A 13938-nucleotide genomic window follows, 5' to 3' on the forward strand; every position below is an offset into this window, starting at 1 on the left:
CTAGGATAAACAAGCTTTTTAAGGCTAAGCCTTATGCTGCTTTTTATGAGGTTTATGCTGTTTTTTTATTTTAAGTGGTATTTTCGAGGTATTTAAAATGTTTTTATATATAGTTAATGAAAACGTTGTTATATAGCGGTTTTTAAGTAATTTTTATGTTGACAGGTAGTTATTATTACTTTACGATTGTCTTGTGGTTATAACCAGTTGGAAGGGGTAAAGAAATGGAAAATTCTCGTAAAGGGAAACCGTTATATTATCAACTAGTTGATGTACTAAAGAAACGAATTGAGGCAGAAATGATCCCTCACGATAAATTGCTGTCTGAGAGGGAGTTATGTCTGTACTATGGTGTGAGTCGGACGACGGTTCGATTGGCATTGCAGGAATTAGAAACACTTGGCTATATTTATAAAAAACATGGAAAAGGAACGTTTGTCAGTGACTTATCGCATCAAGCAGCGAGTTTAGCAGGTGCTTACAGCTTCACAGAAGAAATGTTGGCATTGGGGCGTACACCGAAAACGATTATTTTAGCTTTTGAAAAACAAGCAGCGACAAAGCAGTTGGCTGAACGATTGAATCTCAATCTAGGAGAAGCAATCTTCAAAATCAAGCGACTACGTTTAGCGGATGATGTCCCTTTGATGGTTGAACGGTCTTATTTACCAGCAAAACTGTTTCTTGGCCTTGATTTGCCGATTTTGGAAAGCAAGCCTTTGTATGATGTTTTTCTGGAAGATTTTGATCAACATGTCCAAGTGGCAGAAGAAGAATTCTATGCCAGCATTGTTTACGCAAATGATGCCGAATTACTGCATATATGCGATGGGGCACCAATTTTACATTTGAAACGGACGACCTTCAATAGCAAAAACGAGATCATCGAATACACAGATAGTGTCGCAAGAGCAGACCAATTCCATTATAAGATCCGTCATGTTCGGAGTAATCTAGGAGGAAAATAATATGTTTGAACTGTCGAAGGATGAATTAGAAAAAATAGGTGCAAGGATCACTACAGAAGAAATCAAACAACAACCAGATCTGTGGGAAGAGGTTGTGGAAATCTTAGAAGAGAAGAAAAATGAATTAGCCCTTTTCTTTGATGCACTTGAAAAACAGGCAAACAAGCAACAAATCCAAGTCATCTTTACCGGTGCAGGCTCTTCTCAATATGTAGGCGATACGCTTGTTCCTTATTTGAATGAGCATGGAGACACCAAACGATTTGCTTTTCATAGTTTTGGTACGACCGATATTGTTGCTGCTCCAAGAGAGTATTTGTTTCCTGATCAACCCACGTTATTGATTTCGTTTGCTAGAAGTGGCAATAGTCCGGAAAGTCTGGCAGCGGTCAAAATCGCCGATCAAGTCGTGGATACGTTGTTCCATTTAGCGATTACGTGTGCAGAAGAAGGACAATTAGCACAAGTCGCACGTGAACAATCGCAACATTTCTTGTTGTTGATGCCAAAAAAAGCAAATGATGCTGGTTTTGCCATGACAGGTAGTTTTACTTGTATGTTATTGAGTGCCCTTTGGCTGTTTGATCAAGCGAGCCAAGAAACAAAACAAAAGTATGTCACTTCCTTGAGTCATATCGGCAAAGATGTTCTGAAAAGAGAGCAAGAACTGATCCAAGTGTTAGCAGTACCATTCAATCGGGTCGCATATCTTGGCTCAGGTAGCTTGGCTGGTGCCACAAGGGAAGCACAGTTGAAAATCTTAGAGTTGACTGCTGGAAAAATCGCGACGATCTTTGATTCTTCGATGGGCTTTCGTCATGGACCAAAATCCTTTGTCAATGAGCAAACTTTAGTGATCGGGTTTGTGACGAACCAAGCGTACACACGCAACTATGATTTAGATATTTTGGAAGAAATCAATGGCAATGCGATTGCTGCAAAGGTGTTAGCCATTGCTCAATCGACGCAAAGAGACTTTTCTGGAGCAAACTTTTTCCTAGAACCAGTCGCGCTAGAATTACCTGATGCCTATCTATCCGTAGTGATGATTTTGACCGCACAAATCATTGCTCTTCAGATGTCGATCAAAGTTGGTAATACGCCTGACACACCTTCACCGACAGGAACGGTGAATCGAGTAGTCAAAGGTGTGACGATCCATGAGTACCAACATGAATAACAAGGAGGTCAATAAAAATGATGACACCAAATAAGAAAAAAGCGATGGAACAATTAGCAACAAAAGACGGCATCATCAGTGCATTAGCAATCGATCAGCGGGGAGCATTGAAGAAAATGCTGTCGGCTTTAGGAGAAACACCCACAGATGAACAATTGATTGAGTTCAAAGCGTTGGTTTCTAGTGAGTTGACGCCCTATGCTTCAGCTATTTTATTAGATCCTGAATATGGTTTACCCGCTGCCAAAGTACGTGATCAATCCGCTGGTTTGCTCTTGGCGTATGAAAAAACGGGATATGACGTATCGACTCCTGGACGGTTACCGGATCTATTAGGAGACTGGTCTTCCTTGAGATTAAAAGAAGAACAAGCAGATGCAGTGAAATTTTTACTTTATTATGACGTTGATGAAGATCCAAAAATCAATCATTTGAAACACGTCTTTATTGAACGTCTAGGAAGTGAATGTGCAGGAGAGGATCGACCGTTTTATTTAGAACTGTTTTCTTATGATGCAGGAATAAATGATAGCGCTTCATCTGAGTATGCAAAGGTCAAACCGCATAAAGTGGTTGAAATGATGAGAGAATTTTCAAAGCCTCGTTACCAAGTAGATGTTTTGAAAGTCGAAGTACCAGTCAATATGAACTTTGTCGAAGGTTTTGGTGACAAGGAAATCGTCTATAGTCGAAAAGAAGCAGCTGACTTTTTCAAGGCGCAAAGCGAGGCGACGCATTTACCATTTATTTTCTTGAGTGCTGGTGTATCTTCTGAACTATTCCAACAAACGTTAGTCTTTGCTCATGAGTCAGGTTCCACTTTCAATGGTGTCTTGTGCGGAAGAGCGACTTGGAAAGATGGCGTCAAAGCTTATGTAGATGCTGGGAAAGAAGGAGCCGTCAAATGGTTACGGACACAAGGTAGACAGAATATTGAGAACTTGAATCAAGTAATCAATCAGACAGCGACACCTTGGTATCAAAAAACAGGCGAATAATGTAAGCGTTACCTTTAGTTTGAGAATGAACAATTTATTTGTAAAGGAGAATGAACAATGGCAATTATTGGTGTAAGAATCGATGGACGTTTGATCCATGGACAAGTCGCGAATCTTTGGGTAACGAAGTTGTCGATTACTCGGATATTAGTTGTAGATGATGAGGTCGCAATGAATACAGTAGAAAAAAGTGGCTTGAAATTAGCCACACCAGCAGGAGTAAAGTTAAGTGTCTTACCGATTGAAAAAGCCGCAGAGAATATTCTCGCTGGGAAATATGACTCCCAACGCTTACTGATCGTCGCAAAAAAACCTGATCGATTATTGAAACTTGTTGAACGAGGCGTGCCGATCAAGGAAGTCAATGTAGGGAATATGTCTCAGACAAATGAAACCAGATCAATCACCAAATCGATCAATGTGGTGGAAAAGGATATTGAGGATTTCAAACAGTTACATGCGCGTGGGGTCCATTTGACCGCACAAATGGTACCAAGTGATAAGTCAGAAGATTTTATGAGTCTTTTGAATAAATAAGGGGGTTAAGTAGATGTCCATTCAATGGTGGCAAATCTTATTATTATCTTTATATGCAGGTTATCAGATTTTAGATGAACTACAAATTTATTCCTCAATGAGTGCCCCCGTTTTTGCCGGTTTGTTCACCGGATTAGTCATGGGGGATTTACAAGCTGGATTGATCATCGGTGGTAGTATGCAATTGACCGTTCTAGGTGTGGGGACATTTGGCGGTGCTTCAAGGATCGATGCAAACTCCGGAACGATACTAGCAACTGCTTTTTCTATCTCATTAGGGATGAATCCAGAACAGGCAATTGCGGCTATTGCAGTTCCTGTCGCTAGTTTAATGATCCAATTGGATATTTTAGCTCGATTTGCGAATACGTACTTCGCTCATCGTATCGACCAACATGTCGAAACAATGAATTATAAAGCAATTGAACGCAATTATTTATTAGGTGCTCTTCCTTGGTCCTTGTCACGTTTGATCCCCGTCTTTTTAGCCTTAGCATTTGGTGGCGGACTCGTTGAAAACGTCGTTGCTGTGCTAAACGGCGATTTGAAATGGTTAGGGGATGGCTTATCTGTCGCAGGAGCCGTTTTACCAGCAGTCGGTTTTGCTATTTTACTACGTTATTTACCAGTCAAGAAACATTTTCCTTATCTGATTTTAGGTTTTACGATCACTGCCTTGTTAGCTACATTGTTCTCAAATGTCCAGTTACTTGGAACGAGTGTCGCAAGTGTTGTCAAAGATTTGCCAGCAGCCTTCAACTCATTACCGATGTTGGCAGTGGCAATGATTGGCTTCTCGTTGGCAGCGATCAGTTATAAAAATAATCAACGAACAGAGAATCAGCAAGTAGCAACTCCACATTCAACCTCTGAGGAAGGAGAAATCGAAGATGACGAAATCTAATTACAAGTTAACGAAAGAAGATTTTACACAAATCAATCGCCGAAGTCTATTGACCTTCCAATTAGGCTGGAATTATGAACGGATGCAAGGTTCAGGGTATCTTTACACGATTTTGCCGCAACTGCGAAAAATCTATGGAGATGATACACCCGAATTAAAAGAAATCATGAAGACACATACACAGTTTTTCAATACTTCAAACTTTTTCAATACGATCATTACAGGAATCGATTTAGCGATCGAAGAAAAAGAGGGCATTGCTGCAAAAGAAACCGTCTCTGGGATGAAAGCTGGATTGATGGGACCTTTCGCCGCAATTGGCGATTCCATTTTCGCCGCATTGATCCCGACCATTTTTGGGGCACTAGCCGCCAATATGGCGATCAATGGGAACCCCGCGGGTATTTTTATTTGGATCGTCGCACAAATCGCAGTCATGGTCTTTCGATGGAAACAATTGCAATTTGCTTACAAAGAAGGGATTTCTTTAGTGACCACGATGCAATCACGATTAACAGCCCTCACAGATGCCGCAACCTTGTTAGGGGTGTTTATGGTCGGTGCATTAGTTGCTACAATGGTGAATGTGAAAGTTTCCTGGGCGCCGAGCATTGGTGATGTGACGATGAACATGCAAAATAATATTGACATGATCCTACCTAAATTATTACCAGCAGCCATCGTTGGTGGGGTGTATTGGTTATTAGGTAAAAAGAATATGACCTCCACAAGAGCAATTTTTATCGTCTTGATCATCTGTGTCGTTTTATCCGCTTTAGGTGTGATCTCAAAATAGGAGGGTGTTGAAAATGAGCAAACAGTTAGTTCTTGTCAGTCACGGACAACTTTGTGAAGGACTAAAGGCAAGTACCGAAATGATCATGGGGCCGCAAGCTCATATTCATACAGTGCCTTTATTGCCGGAAGAAGGAGCAGAGGATTTCAAAGAAAAATTTCTTGCGGTGGTTTCTTCGTTGGAAGACTATGTTGTCTTTTGTGATTTGATGGGCGGGACGCCAGCCAATAGTATTGTCCAATTGATCATGGAAGGCGAAGCGATCGAATTATATGCGGGCATGAATATGCCAATGGTCATCGAGTTTATCAATAGTCAAATGGTTGGATCGGAGCCGGAATATGTTCGCTCTGGTGCAGAGAATATTTTGAATGTGAACCAAGTGATTGTTGCATTGGCTGAAGATGACGAATAAATCAATGTTTGACAACGTTTACAAAAAATAGTATCTTTTTAGATAGGATAGTGATTATTCAGTTAAGCTAGACCTGATCAACGGCCTTTTTAGGTGGTTGATTAGGTCTTTTTTTATACTCAATAATAAAATAACAGTAAGGCTATCATATCAAACTGAAAAGGGGCAATGACTGATGAGTTTTCCGAAGAATTTTTTATGGGGTGGCGCAACAGCGGCAAATCAATGTGAAGGAGCATGGGCTGTCAATGGTAAAGGAGATTCGATCAGCGATCACAATCGTGCAGGCAATCGTGAGATGGGGAAACGACGTACCTTTGATTTGGTGATCGATGAAACCAAGTATTACTATCCGAGCCATACAGCGATTGATTTTTATCATCGCTACAAAGAAGATATCGCATTATTTGCGGAAATGGGCTTTAAAGCCTATCGTTTATCGATTGCGTGGACACGGATTTTTCCTAATGGTGACGAAGAGCAGCCAAATGAAGAAGGGTTGAAATTTTATGATGCAGTGTTTGATGAGCTACATAAATATGGGATCGAACCGATCGTGACGATCTCACATTTTGAGTTACCGTTTCATTTGGGAAAAACGTATGACGGATTTTTAGACAAACGAACGATCGAGTATTACGAACGTTACGCAACGACACTTTTTGAACGCTACAAAAGCAAAGTGAAATACTGGTTGACCTTCAATGAAATCAATTTTGGTGTCTTAGAACATGGCAAACAAATCAATGGATTATTTAATCGAACTTATACGGAAACAGAAAAATATCAAGCCTTACACAATGTCTTCCTTGCTTCTGCTCGAGCGGTGATTGCTGGACATAAAATCAATCCTGATTTTCAGATCGGCTGTATGTTGGCGTATATCACGATGTATCCTAAAACCTGTCATCCATTAGATGTATTGAAGACGCAACAAATGAATGACCGGTTAAATTATTTCTGTGGCGATGTCCAAGTCAAAGGAGCCTATCCTTATTACATGAAACGCTACTTTGAAAAAGAAAAAATCGAAGTGGACATCACAGAAGAGGATTTGGCACTCTTGAAGGAAGGCGTTGTCGATTATTATACGTTCAGTTATTACATGAGTACGTGTATTGCAGATGATTTAAATACTCGGTCAGATAAAAGTGGCGGCAATTTATTTGGCGGGGTGGCTAATGAGTATCTTGAAACAAGCGAATGGGGCTGGCAAGTTGATGCGGTCGGGCTGCGATATACCTTGAATCAAATCTATTCTCGCTATGAAATCCCAGTGATGGTCGTAGAAAATGGACTCGGGGCTGTCGATAAAATTGAACCAGATGGCTCGATCCACGATGACTACCGGATCGATTATCTCGCTCAACATATCCAAGAAATGGGGAAAGCAATCGATGATGGCGTGGACTTGATTGGTTATACTTCTTGGGGCTGTATTGATTTGATCAGTGCAGGAACTGGTGAAATGAGTAAACGATACGGCTTTATCTATGTCGATCGAGATGACGAGGGCAACGGAACGCTGACCCGCTCGCCTAAAAAATCATTTTACTGGTATCAAAAAGTGATTGCGACAAATGGTGAAAGCGTAGAAATGAAATAATTCGGTAGAAAATAGCCCACCTCCAATCGACTGGATGTGGGCTATTTAGTGAGAGATTTTGTAGGTTATGAGTCCAAAACCAACGATTATGATCGGTTTGATCTAGACGAAGTCAACTCATGTTATAGTAAAAAAAGTTGCTTCTGGCAGATAGTGGAGGTTGGGGAGCAGAGGTAACAGAATAGGACGCTCTTTTAACCAAATAATTAAAAAATATCCTAAGAAAAAGAGAAAGGGTGTTATTGTTAGATGATAACCGCTAGGATAGAAGGAGAGAAATAGTGAGAAAAATCAAAAATATCCAAATCATTCGATTGATCAAAATCATCCAGTTCGGTCTTTATTTTATGTCATTGTTTTTGTTTGCAAAATCCAGATATAAAGTGGCACTCTTTCCTTTATCAGGTGGGATGATATTAGAAGTACAACTCCCTAGAGAGTTTGGTTGGGGATTTGTAAAAAATAAGAAAAATGTCTTTCTTTCTTCGAAAAAAACATGGGTCGAACCAATGATTGCTTTGATTGTTTTAATATTTTTGGTTGGTTTCGCATGTTATTTCCTGTAAAGCTTCGAACAAATCGAGGAGGAGCAGAAACGATGGATCATATTTTTGTGAAAAGCGAGTTTGCACCGCTAAAACGAGTCGTTTTAGCACAGTCTGAATTTGGCTTTCCTACGAAAGAATTAACCGGTGTCGATTTCTTGACAGAAGAAAACCATGAATTATTTAGTGGGCCTGAAGTGATAGGCAAAGACTTTAGTGAAGCTTTCCCAGAACAACAAAAAGCTTGGGAAGTCGAACGGAAGAATTTACAAAAAGTACTAGAAAAACATGAGGTAGAAGTCCTTTTACCAAGAAAGTTGACTTCTTTTGAAAAAGAACTAGGACTAGAGTATGGCTACAGTAACTTTTTCACCCGAGATCCCTTTTTTACGATCGGGGAGCTATTGATTGAAGGTTCATTGAAACTTCCACATCGTAGAAATGAGATCCTACCAATTCGTGAGCTACTCATGAATGAATCAAATGAGAATGACTGCTTGTATTTTTCTATTCCTAAACCGGATATTTCGCAAGGCATCGATTCAGAACAAGGGCCTTTCTTAGAAGGTGGCGATGTTTTAGTATTAGGAAAAACGATTTTTGCAGGTAACTCAGGGTTAGCATCCAATACTCGTGGTATTGAATGGTTAAGAAATCTAGTCAAACGATTTGGCTACAAAGTGATCGAAGTGCCACTTCATCCGACGATCTTGCATTTAGACTGCGCATTAAGCCTTGTCAAAAATGGATTGATGATCGTGTGTGAAGAAGCGTTCCTAAATGGTATCCCAGAACAGTTAAGCCATTGGGATCGGGTAGAGGTGTCTTTAGCACAAGCCTCTCGATTGGCGACGAACGGACTACCGATCAACGAGACAACGTATATCACAGATCCAGAATTTACTTTTATTGGTGAAGAATTAGAGAAACGAGGAATCACAGTCGAGTATATTGACTATAAATTGACAAGGATCTTTGGTGGTTCTTTCAGATGCAGTACGCAACCGCTTCTGAGGAACTAAGTGGAAACGATCCTAAAATATGGGAAAAGGAAGGTCATTGCAGAAATGGTAAAAATCACAAATTTTCGCGATATCGGTGGCATCAAAAATAGAAATGGCAAAGAAGTTTTAACAAATGTTTTCTTGCGTTCAGGTGAACTATCTAGTTTGACAGAAGAAGATGCTAGACATTTAGAAACCACCTATCGTTTAAGTAAAATCGTTGATTTACGCGGCGAAGATGAAATTCAGGCTCGACCAGATAAAACGGTTCCACAGACGAAATATATCCATATCGACATCATGAAAGATGTGGCAGACGAAGGCGCTGGGCTGGAAGATTTTGTGAAAATCGGCTCACCTGAAAAAGCCACGAACTATATGACAAAAATATATGAAGATATCGCATTGAATCCGACTTCGCAGAAAGGGTATGCTCGTTTCTTCCAAGAAGTACTTACTTTGGATCAAGAGGAAAGTCTTTTATTCCATTGTTTTGCTGGGAAAGATCGAACGGGAATCGCAGCCTTGCTAATATTAGAGTCATTAGACGTTCCTCGCAAGGCAATCTATGTCGATTATTTACGTACGAATGAACTACGTAAAAAAGAAAATGCGTTGATTTTGGCGCAAGCAAAAAAAGTCCACTTGAATGAGGGAAATCTAGCTGCTTTAGATGTTGCGTTGAATGTGGACAGCAGTTACTTGGACCGTTTTTATCAAGTGGTAGAACAGGAATATGGGTCTATCCAAACCTATTTGAAACAAGCCTTGGCTATCGACCAATTAAGTTTACAGGCATTGAATAATCAATTTCTTAAAGGTTGAGTTGCTATTTTTCATTACTTCAAAAATTTAAACATCGATTTTTCAAAAAATTGTAAGAAACCAACCATTTATAATCAACTGTATCGATAGACTTGCTGATCTAAGAAATTAGGTCAGTTTTTTTTGTCTTCCAATAATCCAAGGAACAGTTGAAAAGGGATTCGGTTTATTTTGAGGAATAAATATCTTTTTTTAGGGGAATGGAAGTGGATCTCAGGTTGTGCATCACATTGTCTTAATGGTTATAAAGATGTGTTTTTCTAGGGTAATGTAATTTTTGCTTTTAGTTTATTCTAAGTAAGGGTTTGAGATGTTTTTATCTTTTCTTTCAAACGTTATTTTATTTTTGGTTAATCATTCTTTTATATCAGGGAGATAGGCGTGAGTACAGTAATTTTTCTGCATTAGAAAAAAATAATAGATGGATTAAAATTAAATGAGGTGATATATTATTGAAAAAGAGAGAGCTTTTTTATTAATAGCTAAGAGATTAGATACATGATTAAGATATATTGTTTTTTTGAGAGGCTATAAGCTATTAATGAGAAATTCTTTCACGTATATAGAGTTAGGGTGGGTGGCTACATGAGAAAGAAAGGTTTGTGGAAAAAACAACTTTTTTTTCAATGTTGTGATGATGATGATGCTTTTGCCAGTTGGGCAAGTAATTGCGATTCATGTAGAATCGGAGGAATCACCAGAAGCACATAGCAATGACGAATTGGTTTTAAAAGACGATGTGTTCCCTTTTAATAATATTCCGCAAGAAAACGGGACAGAAGAGATTTCTCAATTTGAAGAAATGGAAAATGATAGGCTCTATGAGAGAGCGGAGATAAGTACTGAACTTATAGAAGCGCCTGAGTGGACTATTGGACAAAGCGATGTAGAAGCGTTTGTTAATGAGACGGAAGGGTTTGATCCTGCAGTCGTTGAATCTGTTCAACTAGGAACGATTCCATGGACAGTCGATGCTTCTGGGACACTGACTCTAGGTTCTGGCATCTTCGATGAGGAAAATAATGTTGGTGGTCGATATGGAGCGACGGATTATTTTAATCATACGTCCGCGAATCAAGAAATGATCAACAGCATCGTTATCACGGGCAGGATCGAATTACGGGGAAGTTTGATTGGAACAAGAAATAGTGTCTTATCGAATGCTGAGCAGGGGGAACATAACCAAGGATTTTTTGAAAAATTTACGAAATGTCCAAACAATTGAAGGAATGGAGTATTTAGATACGAGTCAAGTAACAAATATGGAACGTATGTTTACCCAGATGCGCAATTTAAGAGGAATAGATGTGAGTCATTTTGATACAAGAAATGTAACGAATATGAACAGTCTGTTTTATCGAATCTCATCGGTTTGCTCTTTCATGTTATCTGGTCAAAAAGAATAGCTGAAAAATATCATCTTCTTATTGATCAGATATTCCGTTTATGAGGTAACTAACAAGTTCTTCTGTGTTGCATCAAAAAAAGATCCGTTCGACTAAGAAACAGAAAGTCGAACGGATTTTCTTTTTATTGATTGACTAGCAACCATCATCTGCGTCTTGGTTTTAGACTGTTTAGACCATGTCTAAACATTGCATCAAGAAGCGGTGACCAAGCGTTGGTTGTAAATTTAGCTTCTTTACCAGTCGCTAAGCGATTCATTTGTTGTTCATAATAAGAAAGACTAATAATGCTCCCGGCTTTTTTGTCGAGATTTTTCAGATGTGTCGTTAGACGTGGTAACTGAATGGCTTGAGCATGTCCTTCTGCTAGTTGATTTGGCAACTCTGGATTCATTGCTAGTGCTCGTGCTAGTCCAACCATCGCAATTTTTTCTTTAGTGATTACTTCTTCCATTGTTTCTGGTTGTGTCAGTCCACCAGTTAGAATGATTGGGGTTGTCACTTGCTGTTGGATATCTTTAGCAAAATCAAGGAAAAATGCCCCTTTCCCAACCTCCATGAATTTTGTTTTTTCGTAATTACCACCAGAAATCTCAACAAAATCGATCCCTAGTTCCGCCATTCTTAAAATAACTTGACGCGAGTCTTCTTCACTAAACCCTTGAGCAGTAAAATCTGTGGAATTAAGTTTTAAACCAACAATAAATTCCGGTGTAGTGGCTTCTCTTAGCCCTTGGTAGATCTCAAGAAGGAAACGCATCCGATTTTCCAAAGAACCACCGTATTGGTCGGTTCGCTGATTATCTGCTGGAGAAAGAAATTGGTTGATGAGATAGCCGTGTGCCCCATGGATTTGTACCCCAGAAAAACCAGATTCTTCCGCTATTTTACCAACTGTGACAAATTGTTCCACCAGTGTTTTGATCTCTTTAGTAGTTAGTTCTCTTGGAGGATTAAAAAATCCTTGAAGTTCTTCACCTATCGGTTGAGCAGTAGGGGCAACCGGTTGTGAGTTCATTGTTTTGGGTGACTGTTTGCCGGGATGATTGATTTGTAAAATAAATTTTGTATGGTTTTCTGTTCCAGCTTTGGCCCAGGCTTTTAAAATTGATTTATCTGTATTTTCATCTATAACAACATTTCCAGGTTCACCTAAATGATCACGATCGACCATGACATTTCCTGAAATTAAAAGTCCACTACCGCCTTGAGCCCAACGGTGATAAAGATGAATATGTTTTTCAGTTGGGTTATTTTCTTTGTCGGCAAGTGTTTCACTCATTGCAGATTTGACGATTCGATTTTTTAAGATTGTTTGATTTGGTAAAGTGATTTCTGATAATAGCATTGAATTCTCCTTTTATTTCAGTATTTTTTTTAAAAGTTTCAACGATCGATTTGAATAAGGTGGGAATAATCCAGGAACGTTGAAGGTTGAACGATTTTCATAGACTCCTTTTTGATGAGAAAAGGTAAGAAAACTATATTTTCCGTGATAGCCACCGATACCAGATTCTCCTACACCACCGAAAGGTAAATGAGGATTGGCTACATGTTTCAGAACATCATTGACCGTCACATTTCCTGATGAAATAGCGGTCATGAGCTGTTCTTTTTTCCGATTCGATGTTGTAAATAGATATAGTGCTAAAGGTTTTTCATACTGTTTAACTTGAGAAATCGCATCATCGATGGTATCAAAAGTCAAGATTGGTAAGATCGGCCCAAAGATTTCTTCTTGCATCGTTGCGGCATCATGACTAGGTAAATCCAAAATTGTGGGTTCAATATATAAATCTTCCCGATCTGTTTCACCGCCAAATACGACAAAGGAGTGGTCAGCTTCTAACATCTGTTGCAATCGGATAAAATGCCGATCATTGATGATCCGACCATAATCGGTGTTATTTCTGATATCAGAACCATAAAATTCTTTGATAGCAATAATCATTTCTTTGATCAATGCTTCTTTTCGCTTGCGGGATACTAAAACATAATCTGGTGCAATACAAGTTTGTCCGTTGTTCTGCAATTTTCCCCAAACGATGCGCTTTGCTGCTACTTTTAGATTTGCGGTATCATCCACGACTGCGGGACTTTTTCCGCCTAATTCTAAAGTGACAGGAGTCAAGTGTTTGGCAGCAGCTTGCATTACGATTTTTCCTACTGGGACACTACCAGTAAAGAAGATATAATCGAATCTTTGTGCGAGTAATTCAGTCGTTACGTCCACACCACCTTCGACCGAGGCAATGTATGTTTTGTCAAAAGTTGAATGAATCAATTTTGTCAGAACTTTAGCCACATTTGGTGCTAATTCGCTTGGCTTCAAAATCACCGTATTCCCTGCGGCAATTGCTCCAATCAGTGGTTCAATCGCTAAATGAAATGGGTAATTGAAAGGAGCAATGATCAACACTTGTCCATAAGGTTCATATTCAAGATAACTTTTCCCCCACATATAAATCGGTGTATGAACGTTTTTTCGCTTAGCGTATTTCTTTAATTTTTTGATCATCTCAGAAATACTTTGATAGACAACACCAATTTCAGTGACATATGCTTCGTGTGCTGGTTTTCGTAAATCTTTGTACAATGCTTGCGTTAATTCAATCTCGATTTCTTTCATTCCTTGTTTCAGTTTCGCTAATTGCGCCAAGCGAAAGTCGATCGATTTTGTTTGCCCAGTTGCGAAAAAGTGTTGTTGCTCTTTTAACAGTTGATTGATCACTTGTATTCTCCTTTATGGTTGAT

Annotated in this window: 15 protein-coding genes; 13 read left to right on the forward strand and 2 right to left on the reverse strand. The window is 39.3% G+C overall.

Annotated elements, in window-relative coordinates:
• The first annotated feature begins 224 nt into the window (after positions 1 to 224).
• The 13 genes from IGJ39_RS02560 to IGJ39_RS02620 all read left to right on the forward strand — a co-directional run bounded on the left by IGJ39_RS02560 (position 225) and on the right by IGJ39_RS02620 (position 11184).
• Positions 225 to 968, forward strand: a complete 744-nt coding sequence (locus tag IGJ39_RS02560) for a GntR family transcriptional regulator (protein ID WP_023519107.1) — start codon at positions 225 to 227, stop codon at positions 966 to 968.
• A 1-nt stretch (position 969) separates the two neighbouring features.
• Positions 970 to 2148: an SIS domain-containing protein gene (locus tag IGJ39_RS02565; RefSeq protein ID WP_066025205.1), complete on the forward strand. Its 1179-nt coding sequence runs from the start codon at positions 970 to 972 to the stop codon at positions 2146 to 2148.
• A gap of 20 nt (positions 2149 to 2168) precedes the next feature.
• A complete protein-coding gene (lacD, locus tag IGJ39_RS02570) occupies positions 2169 to 3146 on the forward strand; it encodes a tagatose-bisphosphate aldolase (protein ID WP_438765007.1) in 978 nt (325 codons plus the stop codon).
• A gap of 57 nt (positions 3147 to 3203) precedes the next feature.
• Complete coding sequence (locus IGJ39_RS02575) at positions 3204 to 3683, forward strand: PTS system mannose/fructose/N-acetylgalactosamine-transporter subunit IIB (RefSeq protein WP_019724290.1); 480 nt, start codon at positions 3204 to 3206, stop codon at positions 3681 to 3683.
• 13 nt (positions 3684 to 3696) lie between these two features.
• The gene (locus IGJ39_RS02580) at positions 3697 to 4587 is read left to right on the forward strand and encodes a PTS mannose/fructose/sorbose/N-acetylgalactosamine transporter subunit IIC (protein WP_195339081.1); all 891 of its coding nucleotides are present in this window, start codon (positions 3697 to 3699) and stop codon (positions 4585 to 4587) included.
• On the forward strand, positions 4574 to 5383 hold the full coding sequence (locus IGJ39_RS02585) for a PTS system mannose/fructose/sorbose family transporter subunit IID (protein WP_010736307.1): 810 nt from the start codon (positions 4574 to 4576) through the stop codon (positions 5381 to 5383). The genes IGJ39_RS02580 and IGJ39_RS02585 overlap by 14 nt, the downstream gene beginning before the upstream one ends.
• Before the next feature lie 13 nt (positions 5384 to 5396).
• Positions 5397 to 5798, forward strand: a complete 402-nt coding sequence (locus tag IGJ39_RS02590; protein ID WP_195339080.1) for a PTS sugar transporter subunit IIA — start codon at positions 5397 to 5399, stop codon at positions 5796 to 5798.
• Positions 5799 to 5973: 175 nt separating this feature from the next.
• Complete coding sequence (locus IGJ39_RS02595; RefSeq protein WP_195339079.1) at positions 5974 to 7404, forward strand: glycoside hydrolase family 1 protein; 1431 nt, start codon at positions 5974 to 5976, stop codon at positions 7402 to 7404.
• A 281-nt stretch (positions 7405 to 7685) separates the two neighbouring features.
• A complete protein-coding gene (locus tag IGJ39_RS02600; protein ID WP_019723651.1) occupies positions 7686 to 7970 on the forward strand; it encodes a hypothetical protein in 285 nt (94 codons plus the stop codon).
• Between the two features lie 32 nt (positions 7971 to 8002).
• Positions 8003 to 8971, forward strand: coding sequence for a dimethylarginine dimethylaminohydrolase family protein (locus tag IGJ39_RS02605; RefSeq protein ID WP_195339078.1), 969 nt, complete (start codon positions 8003 to 8005; stop codon positions 8969 to 8971).
• A gap of 45 nt (positions 8972 to 9016) precedes the next feature.
• On the forward strand, positions 9017 to 9778 hold the full coding sequence (locus IGJ39_RS02610) for a tyrosine-protein phosphatase (protein ID WP_229048798.1): 762 nt from the start codon (positions 9017 to 9019) through the stop codon (positions 9776 to 9778).
• A gap of 634 nt (positions 9779 to 10412) precedes the next feature.
• Entirely contained in the window at positions 10413 to 11003 is a 591-nt protein-coding gene (locus IGJ39_RS02615; RefSeq protein WP_195339076.1) for a hypothetical protein, read from the forward strand.
• A gap of 4 nt (positions 11004 to 11007) precedes the next feature.
• Positions 11008 to 11184 (forward strand): BspA family leucine-rich repeat surface protein, encoded by a 177-nt coding sequence (locus tag IGJ39_RS02620; protein WP_438764155.1) that lies wholly within the window; start codon positions 11008 to 11010, stop codon positions 11182 to 11184.
• A 145-nt stretch (positions 11185 to 11329) separates the two neighbouring features.
• Here IGJ39_RS02620 and IGJ39_RS02625 read toward each other — a convergent pair whose 3' ends face one another.
• The gene (locus IGJ39_RS02625) at positions 11330 to 12532 is read right to left on the reverse strand and encodes an NADH:flavin oxidoreductase/NADH oxidase family protein (protein ID WP_066025197.1); all 1203 of its coding nucleotides are present in this window, start codon (positions 12530 to 12532) and stop codon (positions 11330 to 11332) included.
• Positions 12533 to 12544: 12 nt separating this feature from the next.
• Entirely contained in the window at positions 12545 to 13915 is a 1371-nt protein-coding gene (locus IGJ39_RS02630) for an aldehyde dehydrogenase (protein WP_195339074.1), read from the reverse strand.
• Positions 13916 to 13938 lie beyond the last annotated feature (23 nt).

Source organism: Enterococcus sp. AZ140, from assembly GCF_051714405.1.
GTDB lineage: Bacteria > Bacillota > Bacilli > Lactobacillales > Enterococcaceae > Enterococcus_B > Enterococcus_B pernyi.